Genomic DNA, 19,633 nt, shown 5'->3' with positions numbered 1-19,633 from the left:
GCCCACGTGACAGGGCGGAGAAGGGCGACGGGGACGAAGGGGACGGTGATCGCGGTGGCGGCCATGGCCGCGCTGACCGCGTCCCAGGCACCGGGGGCGGTGGCGGCGCGGGCCGCCGAGCCGGTACGAGCACCCGGGGGCGGGCCGAGCGTTTCCGGCGACGCTCCCTACCGCACCGATCTCCCACCCCTGCGGGCGCCCCGGCGGGCCGGGACCGGCAGGGCCTCGGCGACGGAGGGCGGCGCGCTGCCCGCGAGCGTGTTCGCCGCCTACCGGCGGGCGGAGGCCGAGCTCGCGCGCACGGTGCCCGGGTGCCGGCTGCGCTGGCAGCTGCTCGCCGCGATCGGGCAGGTGGAGTCCGGGCAGGCCGGTGGCGGACGGGTGTCGGCGAACGGCACGACGCTGACGCCGATCCTCGGGCCGCGGCTCGACGGCGGCCCCTTCGCCGTCATCCGCGACAGCGACGGCGGCGCGTACGACGGGGACACGGTGTACGACCGCGCGGTCGGCCCGATGCAGTTCATCCCGTCGACGTGGGCCGTCTGGGGCTCCGACGGCAACGGTGACGGGCGCGCCGACCCGCACAACGTCTTCGACGCGGCGCTCGCCGCAGGCCGTTACCTGTGCGCGGGCGGCCGGAACCTGTCCGACCCCGGCGACCTGGACCGGGCGATCCTCGGCTACAACCGCTCGCGGGCCTATCTGCGGACGGTCAGGGCCTGGTTCTCGTACTTCCTGGAAGGGCACCGGGTGGTGCCCGACGCCGGGGCCGCGAGCGGTACCGCGCCGGACGGCTCGCGCCGCGGCCCCCGAGCGCCCGGTGCGCCCCGGCCCGAAGCGTCCCCTTCCCCGGCCCCTGGGGGCAGCGGGGCCGGCGGGGGATCCGGCTCCCCGTCCCCGTCGTCTCCGTCGGCCCCGTCGTCCACGCCGTCGCCGCGACACAGCACCGCGCCCACGCCGTCGGCGCGCCCTCAACTCCCCCTGCCCGAACCGGACATCGACGTGCCGGGCGGCGGGGTGACGCCGAGCACGGGCCCGCTGACCGGCGTCGACGGGAGTCCGATGCCGATTCGATAGGCGCCCGCCCCTCCACAACCGCGGCTACCGAACGGTAATGTCGCCACCCGCCGGACGGCACGATTCCGGCGGGTGAACGTGAAGGGGTCCTCGATGGCGACGGACACGCCGGGGCAGGCGGGGGCTGCCGACGACCGTTGGCAGCGCATGTGGAGCCACCGCGAGCAGTTGCTCAAGGTGGCCCGGCGCAGGTCGGTGAGCCTGGAGGACGCCGAGGACGCCGTGCACGAGGCGATGCTGCGCGCCGCGGAGCGACCGGACCTCGACGACGAGCGTCTCGGCGCCTGGCTGACGACCGTGACGATGCGGTTGTGCGTCGACCGCCACCGGCAGGTCAACCGCGAGGCCGAGGTGCACACCAGCCCCACGCTGATCACTCCCGGCCCGGTGCCCGTCGAGGAGGCGGTGTGCGACCGGGACGAGGCCCGCTGGCTGGCCACGCGCAGCGGGGAGCTGCCCGCCCGGCAGGCCGAGGCACTGCGGCTGAAGTCCGAGGACCTGGACGTGAGCCAGGTGGCCGTGCGGATGGGGCTCAGTTACCGGACGGTCGAGTCGCTGCTGGCCCGGGCGCGGCGGACGCTGCGCGCCTCGCTGGCGGGGACGCTGGGGGTCGTGCTGTTCCTCCTCGGGCGCGGCCGGCCGCGCGGCGGCGGCCATTCCCAGGTCGTGGTCGCCGCCTCCACGGCGGTGACGCTCGCGGCGGCGGTGCTGGTGCTGCCGTACGCGCTGGACGGGAGCGGGAGCGGTCCGTCTCCGGCGCCCGGGGTGTCGGGTCCGGCGACGGCCCCGGCTGCGGACGGCGGCGACGGTACGGAAGGCGCGGGGGAACCGGGCGCCAGGACGTCGGCGGCCCCCGGGCGCGGCCCCGCGGCCTCGCCCGGCGACGGCTCGCTGGTGCCGCTGTCCGTTCCGCCGCTGCCGGAGGTGTCTCTGTCGGCACCGGCGGTTCCCGAGGTGCCGCGGGTCTCGGGCGTGCCGGAGCTTCCCGATGTGCCGCTCGGGTCGGTTCTCCCGGCGGTCCCGGAGACCCCGGAGGTCCCCGGCCTCCCGTCGGCCGTCCCGTCGGCGGAGATCGTCGTCCCCACGCTGAGCCCGTCGCTCCCGTAGCTCCGGGTGGGCGGGGCGTCTCGTCTGCCTGGGTCTGTCGTCGGGCGGCTGCGGGTTCATCGTGGCTGGTCGCGCCCACGATGGGGGTCCCCCCGCTCGAGCGAAGCCGAGAGTGGGGGAGGAGCCGCACATCGATACAGCCCCGCGCCCCTTAAAGCATGGACGCGCCCGGCAGTACAACGTACCGACAGCCATGGCGCAGGCAATGCCCGGAGACAGGCCCCTCCCGCCCCCGCCCCAGGAACCCACGCGTAGGCACCCAAGCCACAAACGGCGGAGCCGCCCGGCGGCTCCGGCCACACCACGCGCGCAGGCACACACGAGCTCCCTCCGCCACAGCCAGAAAAAAATCCGCACTCCCCGCGACGGACGCCCCTCCCCTCCCCGTAGAGCAGATGTCAGGAGCTGCGCCATGGGCTGTACGCGGGCTGGAGGGTGGAACGGATGGGTGTCGAGATCTGTGTGGAAGGGCTGACCAAGTCCTTCGGTCACCAGGTCATCTGGCAGGACGTCTCGCTGACGCTGCCCGCCGGGGAGGTCTCGGTCATGCTCGGGCCCTCGGGCACGGGCAAGTCGGTGTTCCTCAAGACGCTCGTCGGGCTCCTCAAGCCGGACCGTGGTTCCGTGACGGTCGCGGGGCGTGACATCACCAGGCTGCGCGAGCACGAGCTGTACGAGGTGCGGAAGCTGTTCGGCGTGCTGTTCCAGGACGGCGCCCTGTTCGGCTCGATGAACCTGTACGACAACATCGCGTTCCCGCTGCGTGAGCACACGCGCAAGTCCGAGAGCGAGATCCGGCGCATCGTGCTGGAGAAGATGGACATGGTCGGGCTGATCGGCGCCGAGGGCAAGCTGCCCGGTGAGATCTCGGGCGGCATGCGCAAGCGGGCCGGGCTGGCGCGTGCGCTGGTCCTGGACCCCGAGATCATCCTGTTCGACGAGCCCGACTCGGGCCTCGACCCCGTCCGCGTGGCCTACCTCAACCAGCTCATCGTCGACCTCAACGCCCAGATCGACGCGACCTTCCTGATCGTCACGCACGACATCGCCTCGGCCCGCCAGGTCCCGGACAACATCGGGCTGCTGTTCCGCCGCGAACTGGTCATGTTCGGGCCTCGCGAGCAGCTCCTGAGCAGCGACGAACCGGTCGTACGGCAGTTCCTGGGCGGCCGGATGCAGGGCCCGATCGGCATGGCGGAGGAGAAGGACGCCGCCCAGGTGGAACAGGAGCTCGCCGCGCTCGTCGACCCTGCGCCCGTACGGGAACTGACGCCGCGTCTGCTGCCGAGCCCGGGCATCACCCGTCCGCCCCGCTGGGAGGCGATCGCGAGACGGGAGGCCGAGCTGCACCGGAAGGAGGTGGCGGGCGCGTGAGCCTCTCCCCCACCGGGGCGCTGCGGCAGTCCGGGAACCTGTTCGCCATGGCGCTGGACGTCGTGCGGACCCTACCCCGACGGCCCTTCCAGGCGCGGGAGTTCATCCAGCAGGCGTGGTTCGTCGCGAGCGTCACCATCCTGCCGACCGCCCTGGTCTCCATCCCGTTCGGCGCGGTCATCGCGCTGCAGATCGGCAGCCTGACCCGGCAGCTCGGCGCCCAGTCGTTCGCCGGCGCCGCGTCCGTGCTGGCCGTGCTGCGGGAGGCCTCGCCCATCGTCACCGCGCTGTTGATCGCGGGCGCGGGCGGCACGGCGATCTGCGCCGATCTCGGGGCGCGGAAGATCCGGGACGAGATCGACGCGATGCAGGTGCTCGGCATCGATCCCGTGCACCGGCTCGTGGTGCCTCGTGTGCTGGCCTCGATGGTGGTGGCCGTGCTGCTCAACGGCCTGGTGTCGGTGGTCGGCGTCGCGGGCGGCTACTTCTTCAACGTCGTCCTGCAGAACGGCACTCCGGGCGCCTACCTCGCCTCCTTCACCACGCTCGCCCAGCTCCCCGACCTGTGGGCGGCCGAGATCAAGGCGCTGGTGTTCGGGGCGATCTCGGGGATCGTCGCCTCGTACAAGGGGCTGACCGCCAAGGGCGGGCCCAAGGGCGTGGGCGACGCCGTCAACCAATCGGTAGTGATCACTTTCATGTTGCTGTTCGTGACGAACTTCGTGATGACCGCGGTGTACTTCCAGGTCGTCCCGCAGAGGGGCTGAGGCATGGCGTTGTTGCATCGTCTGGAGGAGCTGGGGTCCCAGCTCTCCTTCTACGGGCGGTCGCTGGCCTGGACCGGCCGTACCCTGCGCCGCTACAAGAAGGAGATCCTGCGGCTGCTCGCCGAGGTGAGCTTCGGCCGTGGCGCTCTCGCGGTCGTGGGCGGCACCGTCGGCGTCATCGCCTTCCTGTCGTTCTTCACCGGCACGGAGGTCGGTCTCCAGGGCTACGCGGCGCTCAACCAGCTCGGCACCTCGAACTTCGTGGCGTTCCTGTCGGCGTACTTCAACACCCGGGAGATCGCCCCGCTGGTCGCCGGGCTCGCCCTGTCCGCCACCGTGGGCGCGGGGTTCACCGCGCAGCTGGGCGCGATGCGGATCAGCGAGGAGACCGACGCGCTCGAAGTGATGGGTGTGCCCTCGGTGCCGTTCCTGGTGACGACGCGGATGATCGCCGGTTTCGTGGCCGTGATCCCGCTGTACGTGGTCGGGCTGCTGTCCTCGTACCTGGCCGCCCGCACCATCACCACCGGCTACTACGGGCAGTCCACGGGCACGTACGACCACTACTTCCAGCAGTACCTGCCGCCCGTCGACGTGCTGTGGTCCTTCGGCAAGGTGATCGTCTTCGCCGTCCTGATCATCCTGGTGCACTGCTACTACGGCTACCACGCGAGCGGCGGCCCGGCGGGCGTCGGTGTCGCGGTGGGCCGCGCGGTGCGCACGTCCATCGTGGCCGTCAACGTCCTGGACTTCTTCCTGAGCCTCGCGATCTGGGGCGCCAACACGACCGTACGGATAGCGGGGTGAGACGGGTGCGAAGGATCAGACTGCGGTTGTACGGCGTCGTCTTCGTCGCCGTCCTCGCCCTGCTGCTGTCGCTCGCGGTGGCCGCCTACCAGCAGGTGTTCACCTCCGTCGTACGGATCACCCTGGAGGCCGACAGCCTCGGCAACCAGCTCGATCCGCGCGCCGACGTCAAACTGCGCGGGCTGCTGGTCGGCGAGGTGCGCGAGGTGCGCGCGGACGGGGAGAAGGCGACGCTCGGCATCGCCCTGAAGCCGGAGTACGTCGCGGTCATCCCGTCGGACGTGCACGCGCGGCTGCTGCCCAAGACGCTGTTCGGCGAGAAGTACGTCGACCTCGTCGCACCGCGGAACTCCGCGGCCCGGCCCATCCGTGCCGGTGACGTCATCACCCAGGACCGCACCCGGGCCGGCATCGAGGTGCAGCGGCTGCTGAACGACCTGTTGCCGCTGCTGCGCACCGTCGAGCCCGGCGAACTCAACGCCACGCTCTCGGCGTTCGCCACCGCGCTGGAGGGCCGCGGCGACCGGATCGGCGACAACCTCACCCGGGTCGAGGGCTATCTGCGCCGCCTCAACCCGCATCTGCCGTCCCTGAAGGAGGACATCTCCCGCTTCGCCGACGTGGCCGAGGTGTACGGGGACGCCGCGCCCGACCTGATGAGAATCCTGCGGAACACGGTCACCACCAGCCGCACGCTCGTGGAGAAGAAGGACCGGCTCGCCGCCGCCCTCCGCTCCACCGCGACCGTCGCGGGCACCACCGAGGACGTCCTCGCCGAGAACGGTGACCGGCTGATCACCCTCGGCCGGGTCTCCCGCCCCACGCTTGAGCTCTTCGCCCGCTACTCCCCCGAGTACCCCTGTCTCCTCGAAGGCCTGGTCCGGCAGGACAAGGCGTCCCAGGAGGCGTTCCGGAACGGCACGATGCACATCACCCTCGAAGTCGTCCGTCCCCAGGCCGCGTACGAGCCCGGTGAGGAACCGCGCTACGGGGAGCGCTCGGGGCCCAACTGCCGGGGGCTGCCGCATCCGCGGGTGCCCGGGCCGCACACCCGCCTCAAGGACGGTACGTCGTCGGGGAGTCCGGGCGGCGGCGGACCGCTCGCCGGGCTCGGGGTGTCCGCCACCGAGGCCGAACAGCGGGCCGTGGGCTCGCTCGTGGCCCCCGTCATGGGTGTGCCCGCGGACGAGGTGCCGCCCGTCGCGACCCTGCTGTTCGGTCCGCTGGCCCGTGGGACGGCGGTGAGTGTCGCATGAGGACGACAGGAGCGCGTCACACCATGGCGCCGTTGGTGAAGTTCAGTCTGTTCGCGCTGGTCACGATCCTGGCGACGGCTCTGCTCGCCGCCACCATCGTCAACGTCTCCTTCACCGCGAAGCACACGTACCACGCGGTGTTCAGCGATGTGACGGGCCTTGAGGAGGGCGACGACATCCGTGTCGCCGGGGTGCGGGTCGGTGAGGTGGAGGACATCCGGATCAAGGACAGGACGCTGGCCGAGGTCACGTTCACCGTCACCGCGGACCGCCCGCTGCTCGCCGGTACGGGCGCGGTCGTCCGCTACCGGAACCTGGTCGGGCAGCGGTACGTCGCGCTGACCGAGGGCGCGGGCGACGGCACCCGGCGGCTCCGTCCCGGCGACACCATCCCGCTGTCCAGGACCCGGCCCGCACTGGACCTGAACGCGCTGCTGAACGGCTTCAAGCCGCTGTTCGCGGCGCTCAGCCCGAACGACGTCAACCAGCTGGCGACCGAGATCATCCGCACCCTGCAGGGCGAGGGCGGCACGGTGAACAGCCTGCTCGCGCACACGGCGTCACTCACGACGACCCTCGCCGACCGTGACGAGCTGATCGGCTCCGTGATCGACAACCTCACCGGCGTGCTGGAGACGCTCGACCGGCGGGGCGCGCGTTTCTCGGAGCTGCTGACGCAACTGCGGCGGGTGATCTCCGGGCTGTCCGCCGACCGCAAGCCGATCGGGGCGTCCCTGGTGAGCATCGGCGACCTCACGGAGGCCACGTCGGGGCTGCTTAAGGACGCGCGCCCGCCGCTCAAGGACGACATCGCCGGGCTGAAGGAGCTCACCGGAACGCTGAACGACAACGAGAAGACCGTGGAGGGCGTGCTGAAGCGGCTGCCGAACAAGCTCAACGAACTGACGGGGACGGCGTCCTACGGCTCGTGGTTCAACTTCTACCTGTGCGACTTCGACGGCCGCATCGTGCTGCCGAAGACGAAACAGGTACTCACCCCCGAGCTCCACGTCGCACGGGCGAGGTGCGGCGGATGAGAACGTCACGCATCGCGCCGCGCGGCAGGCGGCGGCCCGAGCCGCTGGTGAAGGTCCGCGTCCTGCCGCCGAGGCTGCCCAGGCTGCCGTGGCCGCGGCCACGGCCGCTCCCGCGCGGGAAGCGCCGGCCCGAGCCGCTGGTGAAGGTCCGCGTCCTGCCGCCGAGGCTGCCGAGACTGCTGCCCCGCGGGGGGCACCGTCTGACGCCGTTCCGTGAGAGGAACCCCGTGGTCATCGGTGCCGTGGGTCTCACCACCCTGGCGCTGCTGGCCGTGGCCGCGTTCAACGCCGACCGGCTGCCGCTGATCGGCGACGGCGAGACGTACAGCGCCGCCTTCTCGGAGGCGGGCGGGCTCAAGCCGGGCGACGAGGTGCGGATCGCCGGGGTCAAGGTCGGCAAGGTCGAGGAGGTCGACCTGGACGGCGACCACGTGAAGGTGACCTTCAAGGTCAAGGGCGACCCCGCGTTCGGCACCGCCACCGGCGCGTCGATCCGGGTCAGGACCATCCTCGGCGCGAAGTACCTGGCGCTGCACCCGCGGGGGCGGGGGCAGCTGAAGCCCGGGAGTGAGATCCCGCTGCGGCGGACCGTTTCGGCGTACGACGTCGTGCAGGCCTTCAGCGACCTGACGACCACGACCGAGCGGGTCGACACGGAGCGGCTCGCGAAGGCACTGGACACCATCTCGACCACGTTCCAGGACTCGCCCGCGGAGGTGCGGGCGTCCATCGAGGGCCTGTCGCGGGTCTCGCGGACCATCGCCTCGCGCGACAAGGCGCTGCGCGGGCTCCTGGACCACGCGAACGGTGTCACCAAGGTGCTGGCCGAGCGCTCGGCGGACTTCACCGCGCTGGTGAGGGACGGCGACAAGCTGTTCAAGGAGATCAGCAGGCGGCGCGAGGCGATCCACCGGCTCCTCAAGACCTCGGCCCTGCTGGGAGTCGAGTTGTCGGGACTGGTCGAGGACAACCGCGAGGAGATCGGTCCCGCCCTCAAGAACCTCGACACGTTCGTCAGGATGCTCGAACGCAACCAGGCGAGCCTCGACCGGAGCGTCGAGCTGCTCGCCCCGTACGTCAGGGTCTTCAGCAACACCCTCGGCAACGGCCGCTGGTTCGACTCCTACGTCCAGAACATGGTGGCGGCTCCGGTCACCCCGCGGACGGGAGGCACACGATGACCGGACGTTTCCCGCGACGGCGCGCCCTGGCCCTGCTCACCGCGCTAGCCGTGGTGGCCGCGCTGGCCGTCACGCTGTGGCCGCGCGCCGGGACGGTCCGCGTGACGGCGTACTTCCCGCGCACCGTCGGCATCTACCCCGGCTCGGACGTCCGCGTCCTCGGTGTGCGGATCGGCGAAGTGAAGGAGATCACCCCTCAGGGCGGCCGGGTCCGGGTGGAGCTGGAGTACGAGGAGGGCCGCCGGGTCCCCGCCGACGCCCAGGCAGCGATCATCAACTCCTCGGTGGTCAGCGACCGTTACGTGCAGCTGCTGCCGGTGTACCGCAAGGGCCCGGTGCTGCGGGACGGCGCTGTCATCCCCGAGTCGCGCACGGCCGTCCCCGTCGAGCTGGACCGGATCTTCGACAGCCTGCACACCACGTCCGAGGCGCTCGGCCCGAAGGGCGCCAACCAGGACGGCTCCCTGTCACGGCTGCTCGGCGTGAGCGCGGACAACCTTCACGGGCAGGGCGAGAACCTCAACCGGACGGTCGAGGACCTCTCGCAGGCGGTCACGACGCTCTCCGACGGCCGTGGCGACCTGTTCGGCACCGTGCGGAACCTGCAGGTGTTCACCGCCGCGCTGGCGGCCGACGACAAGAGCGTGCGGTCGTTCAACAGCAGCCTCGCGGAGGTGGCGGAGCAGCTCGCCGGGGAGCGCGAGGACCTCGCGGCGGCGTTGAAGCATCTGGCCGCGGCCCTCGGCGACGTGTCCGAGTTCGTGCGCGCCAACAAGAAGTCGCTGACCTCCAACGTACGGGGACTCAGCAAGGTCACCAAGGTCCTCGTCACCCAACGGGCCGCGCTGGAGGAGTTGTTGGAGGTCGCCCCGACGGGCCTGTCGAACCTGCAGAACACCTACAACGCGTCCGCCGGCACCCTCGACACCCGCAACAACGCCCAGCAGGCGCAGGACCCCGCCGCCCTGCTGTGTTCCCTGCTGAGGACGACCGGCGACGAGGGCGGCAAGAACCCCGACTGCGAGGAGCTGAAGAAGGTGTTCGACTCCCTGCCCGAGGTGCCGGCGGCCGGATCCGGAACGGGCACGGTCGACCGGACGCTCGGCGGAATCCTGGGGGCCGGCGCATGAGTGTCTCCCGTAGGAGTTCGTCCCCCAGGAGTCTCGTCCGCAGGACGAGCGTGGCCGCGTGGGCGGCGGCCGGTTCGCTGCTGCTGACCGGCTGCGAGTTCAACGGCTGGTACGACATCCCCCTCCCCGGAGGGGCCGCCTCGGACGGGCGCGCCTACCGCGTCACGGTCGAGTTCCGGGACGTCCTGGACCTGGTGCCGCAGTCGGCCGTCAAGGTCAACAACGTGACCGTGGGCGCCGTCGAGAAGGTCGAACTGGACGGCTGGCACGCCCGGGTGCGGCTGCGGGTCGCCGACTCGGTGAAGCTGCCCGGCAACGCGGTCGCGGAGCTGCGGCAGACCAGCATGCTCGGCGAGAAGTACGTGGCCCTGTCCGCGCCGCCCGGTGCCCAACCCGTGGGACGGCTCCGTGACGGCGACCGCATCCCGCTGTCCCGCAGCGGCCGCAACCCGGAGATCGAGGAGGTGTTGTCCGCCCTCTCCGCGCTGCTCAACGGCGGCGGTGTGGCCCAGCTGAAGACGATCACCGTGGAGCTCAACAAGGCCCTGGAGGGCCGGGAGAACCGGGTCGGATCGCTGCTGAGGGAGCTCGACACGTTCCTCGGCGGGCTCGACGACCAGCGCGCGGAGATCGTCCGCGCGATCGAGGGCGTCGACCGGCTGGCCGAACGGCTGCGGACGGAGAAGGACACGATCGCGAGGGCCGTCGACACGCTGCCGCCCGCGCTGAAGGTCCTCGCCGACCAGCGCCGCGACCTGACCCGGATGCTCACCGCCCTGTCGAAGCTCGGCGAGACCGGCACCCGGGTCGTGAACGCCTCGCGGGACGACACCGTCGCCAACCTGAAGGCGCTGCGGCCGATCCTGCGGCAGCTGGACAAGGCGGGCAGCGACCTGCCCAACTCCCTTGAGCTGCTGACCACTTACCCGTTCCCGCGCAACGCGACGGACGCCATCAAGGGTGACTACGTCAACCTGCACCTCACCGCCGACCTCGACCTGGCGGGCCTCTACGGCAACCTCACCGACGAGGACGGCGGGTCCGGTGGACCGGGCGGCTCGGGCAAGGGAGACGGCGGCTCCGGCACGCCCGGCGTCCCGGACCTGCCGGACGTGCCCGGCCTCCCGACCCCGACCGCGCTGCCGGGCACCCCGGACACCCCGGACACACCGGACACGCCCTCGGCGCCCACGGACGACGGTGACGTGCTGTGCCCGCCGGTGTGCACCGCGGACTACGGGACCGCGGGCCATGGCACCGGAGGGGACGCGCCCCGCCTCCCGCCGGGCATCGACCTCGCGCTCGCCGAGCTCCTGCTGAAGGGGATACAGCCGTGATCACACGTACGGTCAAGGCACAGCTGCTCGCCTTCGCCACGGTCACCGCTGTCGGGGTGTCGTACGTCGGCGCCGAGTACACGGGGCTGGTGGACGACGTCCTGGACCGCGGCTACACCGTGCGGGCCGACTTCGCCGACTCCGGGGGCGTCTTCCCCGGCGCCGAGGTCACCTATCGCGGTGTGCCGGTGGGCCGCGTGGGCGCGCTGCGGCTGACCGGCGACGGGGTGTCGGTGCCGCTGGAGATCGACGACGACGCGCCGCGCATCCCGGCGGACACGCTGGCCGTCGTCGCCAACCGTTCGGCGGTGGGCGAGCAGTACGTCGACCTGCAGCCGCGGCGGTCGGGCGGCCCGTACCTGGCCGACGGCAGCCCGATCCCGCGGGCGCGCACCCGGGTGCCGCTGCCGACGACGGACCTCGTCCTCAGCCTGGACCGCCTGGTGAACTCCGTCGGCAAGGACGATCTGCGCGTCACCGTCGACGAGTTGGGCAAGGCCTTCTCGGGCACCGGGCCGCGGCTGAGCCGGCTGGTGGACTCGGGGAACGAGCTCGTCGAGTCGGCGTCCGACGCGCTCCCGGAGACGGTCGCGCTGATCGAGGACTCGCGGAAGGTGCTCAGGACGCAGGCCGACCAGGGCTCGTCCATCAAGGCGTTCTCCCGCGATCTGGCGGCGCTCACCGCGCAGTTGAAGTCGAGCGACGGCGACCTGCGGCGGCTGATCGGCAACGCGGTGCCCGCCGCGCAGGAGATCGACTCGCTCCTGAAGTCCACCCGGCCGGACCTCCCGGTCCTGCTGGCCAACCTCATCAGCGGCGGTCAGGTCACCGTGGCACGGCTGCCGGGCGTCGAACAGGCCCTGGTCACCTTCCCGGTGGTCGTCGCGGGCAGCTACACGGTCGTTCCCGGCGACGGCACCACCCACTTCGGGCTGGTCCTGAACGCCGACGACCCGCCGCCGTGCACCCAGGGCTACGGCGGCACGCGGCGCCGCGACCCGGCGGACACCAGCACCCGTGCGGCGAACACCGACGCCCGCTGCACGGCCCCGCGCGGCAGCGGCACGTCCGTGCGCGGCGCGCAGAACGCCCCGGGCGCGTCGGGCCGTTCGGGCGGTGCCGGCCGGGCCGCCTACGTCACCCCGTACGACCCGGAGACCGGAACCGCCACCGGCCCGGACGGGACGCCCGTCGAGATCGGCTCGACGGGCGGCCAGCAGACCGTGTTCGGAAAGGAGTCGTGGCAATGGCTGCTCGTCGGCCCGATGGCATGAACAGGGCCCTCATGGTGGGACTGGCCGTGGCGGCCGTCCTCACCACCGCGCTGGCCCTCTGGCTGAGCCTCGGGCTCCACCACCAGCGCGAGGCGGACCAGCGGCGCCAGGACGTCCTCGCCGCGGCCCGCCAGTCGGCGCTCAACTTCACCTCGCTCGACTACCGGCACTACGACCGGGACAGCGCGAACGTGCTCAAGGGCGCCACCGGCGACTTCAGGAAGCAGTTCACCGCGCAGACCCGGCAGCTGACCGAGCTCGTCGCCCAGAACAGGTCCGTGTCCGAGGGACAGGTCCTCGAAGCGGGCATCGTGCGGTCCGACGAGCGGTCGGCCAGGGTCCTGGTCGTCGCCGACAGCAAGGTGACCAACACCGCCGTGCCCAAGGGCGAGGCGCGCACGTACCGGCTCCAGCTCGACCTCGTGCTCGAGGGCGGCCGCTGGCTGACGTCCGACGTCGAGTTCGTCGGCTGACGGCACCGGAGTTGAGGAGGACGACCATGACGAGGACGACCATCCGGGGCCGCGGCTCCGGCACCCGCAGCGCCATGACCGCGGCGGCCCGCGCGGCGGCCAAACGCACCCGGCGCGCGGAGCCCGAGCGGGACGAGGGACAGCCCTCCGGACGCACCGTGGTCATCGAGGCCCCGGACGGCTGGGACGACCCGCCGGAGCCTGCGGCGGAGTCCGAGCGGGAGCCGGCGGAAGGCGCTCCCGCGCGCCGGCCACGCCGACCGCGCCGGCCGCTGCTCGCTCTGCTGCTGTGCGGCGTGCTCGTGGCGGGTCTGGTGGCCGTCGGTGTGCTCGGGTGGCAGTACCGGGAAGGGCGGCAGGCGGAGCAGGCACGGGGGCAGGCCCTCGCGGCCGCGCGGAAGGCGGCGCCGGTCGTGCTGTCGTACGACTACCGGCACCTGGACCGGGACTTCGCCCGGGCCCGCGCCCGGCTCACCGGGCACTTCCGCGACCAGTACCGGAAGACCACGTCGACCGTGGTCGGCCCGACCGCCGAGAAGTACCGCGGTGTGGTGGAGGCGACGGTCGCCACGGCCTCCGTCGTGTCGGCCTCGCCGGACAGGGTCACGGTGCTGCTCTTCGTCAACCAGGTCACCAGGAGCACCCAGGTCTCGGGCTCCCGCGTGGATCTGAACCGGGTACGGATGACGCTGACCCGCACCTCCGGCGGCTGGAAGGTGAGCGCCGTGGACGCGCTCTGAGCAACGCCCCTCACCCCTTCAAGCGCCCCCGCGCACGTGTGCGGGGGCGCTTGGTGTGAGCGCTCTTGACAGCCACCACCACACCTGGGCAGCCTTCCATTACGCAGAAATTGGTTTCCGTAATATGGAAGGCTCGGAAGAGCCTTCCACGGAAGTCCACGGAGAGAAGTCCACGGAGAGAGGCTCGGGGCCGGTGGGATTCGCAGAGCACCGCTTCAACGTCAACCTGTCCATCCTCTTCACGGAACTCCCGCTCCTGGAGCGCCCCGCGGCCGCCGCCGCGGCGGGCTTCACCGCGGTCGAGCTGTGGTGGCCGTGGGTCGGCTCCCCCACCCCCGGGCGTTCCGAGCTCGACGCCCTGAGGGCGGCGGTCGAGGACGCGGGCGTCCGGCTCACGGGGCTGAACTTCTACGCGGGGCGGCTGCCCGGCCCGGACCGCGGCGCCCTGTCGGTCCCCGGCGAGGAGTCGGAGCGGTTCCGCGCGAACATCGACGTGGCCGCGGGCTTCGCCGCCTCCCTCGGCTGCACGGCGCTCAACGCCCTGTACGGCAACCGGGTCGAGGGCGCCGACCCCGCCGAGCAGGACGCGCTGGCCCTGGAGAACCTGGTGCTCGCGGCCCAGGCCGCCGACCGGATCGGCGCGACCCTGCTCGTGGAGGCCCTCAACGAGCCCGAGTCGCCGCGCTACCCACTGGTGTCGGCACCGGCCGCCGTCGAGGTCGTCGACAAGGTCAACCGGGCGTCCGGTCTCGGCAACGCGCGCTTCCTGATGGACCTGTACCACCTGTCCATGAACGGCGAGGACCTGCCGGAGGTGATCGCCGCGTACGCGGACAGGACCGGTCACGTACAGATCGCCGACAACCCGGGCCGTGGCGCGCCGGGCACGGGCACGCTCCCGCTGGAGGAGTTGCTCGACCAGCTCCACAAGGCCGGTTACGCGGGCTGGGTCGGCCTGGAGTACAAGCCGGGCGACCGGCCGAGCGCCGAGGCCTTCGCATGGCTGCCGCGCGAGGCGCGCGCCGCCCGCTGAACACCGCCCCCTGGAGCGAGAGGCACCCTCACCATGAGCAACCTTCCCAAGGTCGGCTGGATAGGCCTCGGCATCATGGGCTCCCCCATGTCCGAGAACCTGATCAAGGCCGGTTACGACGTCGCCGGATTCACCCTGGAGCAGGAGAAGCTGGACCGGCTGGCCGCCGCCGGAGGCACCGTGGCCGGGTCCGTCGCGGAGGCCGTGCGGGACGCCGACGTGATCATCACGATGGTGCCCGCCTCGCCGCAGGTCGAGGCCGTCGCGTACGGCCCGGACGGCATCCTGGAGAACGCCGGGCCGGGCGCCCTGCTGATCGACATGTCCTCCGTCACCCCGCGGACGTCGATCGAGCTGGCGGCGGCTGCAAGGGAGAAGGGCATCCGCGTCCTGGACGCTCCCGTGTCCGGCGGTGAGGCCGGCGCGATCGAGGCCGTGCTGTCCATCATGGTGGGCGGCGAGCAGTCCGACTTCGACGCCGCGCGGCCGGTCTTCGAGGCGCTCGGCAGGACGATCGTACGGTGCGGCCCGCACGGCTCGGGCCAGACCGTGAAGGCCGCGAACCAGCTGATGGTCGCCGTGAACATCCAGGCGTGCGCCGAGGCCGTGGTCTTCCTGGAGAGGTCGGGGGTCGACCTCGCGGCGGCACTCGACGTCCTGAGCGGCGGGCTCGCGGGCTCCACCGTGCTCACGCGGAAGAAGGACAACTTCCTGAACCGCGACTTCCAGCCGGGCTTCCGCGTAGACCTGCACCACAAGGACATGGGCATCGTGACGGACGCGGCCCGCGCCGTGGGCGCCGCCCTCCCCGTCGGCGCCGTGGTCGCCCAGCTCGTCGCGAGCCTGCGCGCCCAGGGCGACGGCGGCCTGGACCACTCGGCCCTGCTGCGCGCCGTGGAGCGCCTCTCCGGCGCCCGGGTCTGACACACCGTCGCGCGTACGCCCCCGTACGTAGCCCGTCTACGTCACCCTCAAATCAAGCTCTGAAGACACGCCCGGAGGCTTCAACAGCCCCCGGGGACGGGCACATTCTCGGCACATGAGGCCCGCCGGCACGGGGGCGGCGGGCCTCGAAACGGGGGAACGAGGGAACGGGGATACGGGGGAACCCTGAGCAGCGGTGCGACGAAGCGGCTCGCGGAACGCGAGGTCACACCGCTGCCGGGTGGGCTCCGCGCCACCACGGCGGTCGCCGCAGGCGCGGAGCGTCCCGCGTGGGCGTGAGGGGGCGACACCGTCACCGTGTGGGCGCCAGGAAGCGTCGAGCACGGCGGCCGCCCCGTCGCGGGGCGTGCCGAGCGTCAGACCTTCAGCCTCCTGACCGACGTGGGCGCGTGCCACGGCTCGGTGGCGATCTCCTCGAACTCGACGACATCGCCGATGTCGTTGGTCGTGGACATCGAGATGTTGGTGACGCGTTCCAGGATCACCTCGACGACGACCGGGACCCGGTGTTCGGCGGCCAGCTTCCTCGCCTGCTCGAAGGCGGGGCGGAGCTCGTTCGGGTCGGTCACGCGGATCGCACCGCAGCCGAGTCCCTCGGCGACCTTGACGTGGTCGACGCCGTAGACGCCCAGCTCGGGCGAGTTGATGTTCTCGAACTCCAGGTTGACCTCGAAGTCGATGCCGAAGGCCCGCTGTGCCTGGCGGATCAGGCCCAGGTAGGAGTTGTTGACCAGGACGTGGACGTACGGGATCTTGTGCTGCGCCCCCACGGCCAGCTCCTCGATCATGAACTGGAAGTCGTAATCGCCGGAGAGCGCGACGACCAGCGCCTCGGGGTCGGCCTTGGCGACGCCGAGCGCGGCGGGGACGGTCCAGCCGAGGGGGCCGGCCTGCCCGCAGTTGATCCAGTGGCGCGGCCGGTGGACGTGCAGCATCTGGGCGCCGGCGATCTGTGAGAGGCCGATCGTGGTGACGTACCGGGTTTCCGGGCCGAACACCCTGTTCATCTCCTCGTACACGCGCTGCGGTTTGATGGGGATGTCGTCGAAGTGCGTACGGCGCTGGAGGCGGGCCTTCCTCTCCTGCACGGCGGCGGCCCAGCCGGACCGGTCGGGCAGCCGGCCGGCCTCCTTCGACTCCCGGGCCGCCTCCACGAACAGCTCCAGCGCGGCCCTGGCGTCGGAGGTGATGCCGTAGTCGGGGGCGAAGACGCGGCCGATCTGGGTGGGTTCGATGTCGACGTGCACGAACGTCCGGCCGGCCGTGTAGACGTCGAGGCGGCCCGTGTGGCGGTTGGCCCAGCGATTGCCGATGCCGAGGACGAAGTCGGACGCCAGGAACGTCGCGTTGCCGTAGCGGTGAGAGGTCTGCAGGCCGACCATGCCGGCGTTCAGCTCGTGGTCGTCGGGGACGGCGCCCCAGCCCATGAGGGTGGGGACGACCGGGACGCCGGTCAACTCGGCGAACTCCACGAGCAGTTCACAGGCGTCCGCGTTGATGACACCGCCGCCTGCGACGATCAGCGGCCGTTCGGAGTCGCCGAGGAGGGTGAGGGCCTTCTCGATCTGGGCCCGGCCGGCGGCCGGCTTGTAGACCGGCAGCGGCTGGTACGTCTCGGGGTCGAACTCGATCTCGGTGAGCTGGACGTCGACGGGCAGGTCGACGAGGACGGGCCCGGGGCGTCCGGAGCGCATGAGGTGGAAGGCCTGCTGGAAGACACCCGGCACCTGCGCCGCCTCCAGCACGGTGACGGCCATCTTGGTGACCGGCCTGGCGATGGCCGCGATGTCGACGGCCTGGAAGTCCTCCTTGTGGATCATGGCGGTGGGGGCCTGGCCCGTGACACAGAGGATCGGGATCGAGTCGCCCGTCGCGGAGTAGAGCCCGGTGATCATGTCGGTTCCGGCGGGCCCGGACGTACCGATGCAGACGCCGATGTTGCCCGGTGCGGTGCGCGTGTAGCCCTCCGCCATGTGCGAGGCGCCCTCGACATGGCGGGCGAGGGTGTGAGTGATCCCGCCGGAGGCCTTGAGCGCCGCGTAGAATGGATTGATCGCCGCGCCCGGGACGCCGAACGCGTCGGTCACGCCCTCACGCTTGAGGATCTCAACTGCCGCGCGAGCGGCGGTCATTCGAGCCATCTCGTACTCCTGCTTCGGCTGTCGGATGCGCACCCGTCGCGCCCGCGCGGCACATGATTCCCTCTCACTTCCGCTGATTCCACATTGCGGAAATTCTTTTCTGCTATCTGAAATCGAGGTTATGAGGTGCGCCGAAGGCCGTCAAGAGCCGGACAAGCGGGCCCCGGCGGGAGCACGATGGGAGCGCTGTTACGACGCGACGCCGTGGAGTGGGCCATGTCCGAGAGCGTGCCGGTGCGCTGTCCGGCTTGTCGGCGCGAGCACGTCTACGCCGCGCCGGCCTATCCCTGCGCGTGCGGCGCCCCGGTGACCCCGGCGCTGGACCAGGGCGCCCCGCCCACCGAGCTCGTCCACCGCGTCTGGGACGAGGAGTGGGTCGGCGTGCGCTGCGCGTCCTGCGGCCGGCTGGACGAGTGGCCGCATCCGGAACTGGGCTGCTCCTGTGGGACGGTGCTGCGGGTCCCGGTCAGGGGAGGCCTTCCGGTCACCCGTCGCCCGGGAAGTTCCCCCGGCCCTCCGCGGTCCGCGCCGCCCCTCCCCGAGGCGGACCCGCCCGAGGGCCGCCCCGCCTTCCACCCCGTGACCATCCACACCGCCCGGGACGTCGTCACCGCCGCCGCCCTCTACCTCCACTGGCTGGGTTACGGGGACATCCGGCGCGCCGACGAGCGGCCCCCGTCCGGCATCCGGCTGGCCGCGTGCGGACTGCTGGCCCAGGTCGACCCGACGATCCGCCCCGCCTCGGTGCGCGACGTGGAGTGCCTGTGGCTGACAGCCATGACGGAGCCGGCGGACTGCGTCTACATCTCCCTGGCCGGGTACGCCGAGGACGCCCGCACCCGCGCGGACGCCCTCGGTGTCCCTCTGTTCGTGCTGGACCTCACCGGCACGCCCCAGCCGGTGAACGACCCGGCGGCCACTCTGCACGCGACGGGTCCCTGACACCCGCCCATCCGGTCGGCGCCCGTACAAAGGGGCGGCGCCCGACCGGTGTTGCCGGTCGGGCCCCGCTCCCCGAGGGAGGCCCGGTCGCTGCTGTGGCTGGGCGCCGGGCCTCCTGCCTCACCACGTGACTGTTCAGCTCACCACGTGGGTGTCCGTCGCGGTGTCGCCGGTGAAGTCCGCGTCCCCGCCGTAGACCGCGCTGATGGTGAACGGGCTGCCGGTCGTCGTGGTGTAGGTGTGGGTGGCCGTGGCCACCCCGCCCGCCACTGTCGCGGTGGTCGTTCCCGAACCGTCGCCGAAGTCGAAGACCACCGTCCCCGTCGGCGTCCCCGCACCCGGGGCGTCCGCCACCACCGTCGCCGCCACCGTCACCGACTCGCCCACCGCCGACGGATCGGGGGACGACGACACCGTGGCCGTGGTCGTCGCCTGGTTCACCACGTGGGTGTCCGTCGCGGTGTCGCCGGCGAAGTTCGCGTCCCCGCCGTAGGCCGCGCTGATGGTGAACGGGCTGCCGGTCGTCGTGGTGTAGGTGTGGGTGGCCGTGGCCACCCCGCCCGCCACTGTCGCGGTGGTCGTCCCCGAACCGTCGCCGAAGTCGAAGACCACCGTCCCCGTCGGCGTCCCCGCACCCGGGGCGTCCGCCACCACCGTCGCCGTCACCGACACCGACTCACCCACCACCGACGGATCGGGGGACGACGACACCGTGGCCGTGGTCGTCGCCTGGTTCACCGTCTGGGTGTCCGTGCCCGTGGCACCGGCGAAGTCCGCGTCCCCGCCGTACGAGACGCTGATGGTGTAGGGGCTCCCCGCCACGTCCGTGTAGGTGTGGTTGGCTGTCACGGTTCCCCCGGCGAGGGTCTGGGTGACAGCAGGCGACCCGTCACCGAAGTCGAACGTGACCGTGCCCGTCGGCGTCCCCGCACCCGGCGACACCGGCGCCACCGTCGCCGTCACCGAAACCGACTCACCCACCACCGACGGATCGGGGGACGACGACACCCGT

General features: G+C 72.0%; 18 protein-coding genes. 16 read left to right on the top strand and 2 right to left on the bottom strand.

Annotated features, from left to right (window positions below):
• Nucleotides 1-6: 6 nt before the first annotated feature.
• The 15 genes from ACZ49J_RS15330 to ACZ49J_RS15260 all read left to right on the top strand — a co-directional run bounded on the left by ACZ49J_RS15330 (nt 7) and on the right by ACZ49J_RS15260 (nt 15,517).
• The gene (locus tag ACZ49J_RS15330; RefSeq protein WP_467453217.1) at nt 7-1,077 is read left to right on the top strand and encodes a lytic transglycosylase domain-containing protein; all 1,071 of its coding nucleotides are present in this window, start codon (nt 7-9) and stop codon (nt 1,075-1,077) included.
• Nucleotides 1,078-1,170: 93 nt separating this feature from the next.
• Nucleotides 1,171-2,184, top strand: coding sequence for an RNA polymerase sigma factor (locus ACZ49J_RS15325; protein ID WP_467453218.1), 1,014 nt, complete (start codon nt 1,171-1,173; stop codon nt 2,182-2,184).
• Nucleotides 2,185-2,628: 444 nt separating this feature from the next.
• On the top strand, nt 2,629-3,558 hold the full coding sequence (locus ACZ49J_RS15320) for an ABC transporter ATP-binding protein (protein WP_467453219.1): 930 nt from the start codon (nt 2,629-2,631) through the stop codon (nt 3,556-3,558).
• The gene (locus ACZ49J_RS15315; protein WP_467453220.1) at nt 3,555-4,325 is read left to right on the top strand and encodes an MlaE family ABC transporter permease; all 771 of its coding nucleotides are present in this window, start codon (nt 3,555-3,557) and stop codon (nt 4,323-4,325) included. Before ACZ49J_RS15320 ends, ACZ49J_RS15315 begins: the two co-directional genes overlap by 4 nt.
• A gap of 3 nt (nt 4,326-4,328) precedes the next feature.
• Entirely contained in the window at nt 4,329-5,132 is an 804-nt protein-coding gene (locus tag ACZ49J_RS15310) for an MlaE family ABC transporter permease (protein ID WP_467453221.1), read from the top strand.
• 5 nt (nt 5,133-5,137) lie between these two features.
• Entirely contained in the window at nt 5,138-6,388 is a 1,251-nt protein-coding gene (locus ACZ49J_RS15305) for an MCE family protein (RefSeq protein WP_467453223.1), read from the top strand.
• The gene (locus ACZ49J_RS15300; protein WP_467453224.1) at nt 6,385-7,425 is read left to right on the top strand and encodes an MCE family protein; all 1,041 of its coding nucleotides are present in this window, start codon (nt 6,385-6,387) and stop codon (nt 7,423-7,425) included. Before ACZ49J_RS15305 ends, ACZ49J_RS15300 begins: the two co-directional genes overlap by 4 nt.
• A gap of 200 nt (nt 7,426-7,625) precedes the next feature.
• Nucleotides 7,626-8,606, top strand: coding sequence for an MCE family protein (locus tag ACZ49J_RS15295; protein WP_467453265.1), 981 nt, complete (start codon nt 7,626-7,628; stop codon nt 8,604-8,606).
• Complete coding sequence (locus ACZ49J_RS15290; RefSeq protein WP_467453225.1) at nt 8,603-9,736, top strand: MCE family protein; 1,134 nt, start codon at nt 8,603-8,605, stop codon at nt 9,734-9,736. The genes ACZ49J_RS15295 and ACZ49J_RS15290 overlap by 4 nt, the downstream gene beginning before the upstream one ends.
• Complete coding sequence (locus tag ACZ49J_RS15285; protein ID WP_467453226.1) at nt 9,733-11,073, top strand: MCE family protein; 1,341 nt, start codon at nt 9,733-9,735, stop codon at nt 11,071-11,073. Before ACZ49J_RS15290 ends, ACZ49J_RS15285 begins: the two co-directional genes overlap by 4 nt.
• Complete coding sequence (locus ACZ49J_RS15280) at nt 11,070-12,347, top strand: MCE family protein (protein ID WP_467453227.1); 1,278 nt, start codon at nt 11,070-11,072, stop codon at nt 12,345-12,347. Before ACZ49J_RS15285 ends, ACZ49J_RS15280 begins: the two co-directional genes overlap by 4 nt.
• The gene (locus ACZ49J_RS15275) at nt 12,320-12,820 is read left to right on the top strand and encodes a hypothetical protein (protein WP_467453229.1); all 501 of its coding nucleotides are present in this window, start codon (nt 12,320-12,322) and stop codon (nt 12,818-12,820) included. Before ACZ49J_RS15280 ends, ACZ49J_RS15275 begins: the two co-directional genes overlap by 28 nt.
• A gap of 26 nt (nt 12,821-12,846) precedes the next feature.
• Nucleotides 12,847-13,560, top strand: a complete 714-nt coding sequence (locus tag ACZ49J_RS15270) for a hypothetical protein (protein WP_467453230.1) — start codon at nt 12,847-12,849, stop codon at nt 13,558-13,560.
• 193 nt (nt 13,561-13,753) lie between these two features.
• A complete protein-coding gene (locus tag ACZ49J_RS15265; protein ID WP_467453231.1) occupies nt 13,754-14,593 on the top strand; it encodes a TIM barrel protein in 840 nt (279 codons plus the stop codon).
• Between the two features lie 33 nt (nt 14,594-14,626).
• Nucleotides 14,627-15,517, top strand: a complete 891-nt coding sequence (locus ACZ49J_RS15260; protein ID WP_467453232.1) for a 2-hydroxy-3-oxopropionate reductase — start codon at nt 14,627-14,629, stop codon at nt 15,515-15,517.
• A 377-nt stretch (nt 15,518-15,894) separates the two neighbouring features.
• Here ACZ49J_RS15260 and gcl read toward each other — a convergent pair whose 3' ends face one another.
• Nucleotides 15,895-17,679, bottom strand: a complete 1,785-nt coding sequence (gene gcl, locus ACZ49J_RS15255; RefSeq protein ID WP_467453233.1) for a glyoxylate carboligase — start codon at nt 17,677-17,679, stop codon at nt 15,895-15,897.
• 216 nt (nt 17,680-17,895) lie between these two features.
• Between gcl and ACZ49J_RS15250 the strand changes: the two genes are divergently transcribed.
• Nucleotides 17,896-18,621, top strand: a complete 726-nt coding sequence (locus ACZ49J_RS15250) for a hypothetical protein (protein ID WP_467453235.1) — start codon at nt 17,896-17,898, stop codon at nt 18,619-18,621.
• A 135-nt stretch (nt 18,622-18,756) separates the two neighbouring features.
• Here the strand turns inward: ACZ49J_RS15250 and ACZ49J_RS15245 are convergent, their stop codons facing one another.
• Entirely contained in the window at nt 18,757-19,629 is an 873-nt protein-coding gene (locus ACZ49J_RS15245) for an Ig-like domain repeat protein (protein ID WP_468349345.1), read from the bottom strand.
• Nucleotides 19,630-19,633 lie beyond the last annotated feature (4 nt).

Source organism: Streptomyces sp. NPDC030840 (assembly GCF_055572015.1).
This window is presented reverse-complemented; position numbering and strand designations above follow the sequence as displayed.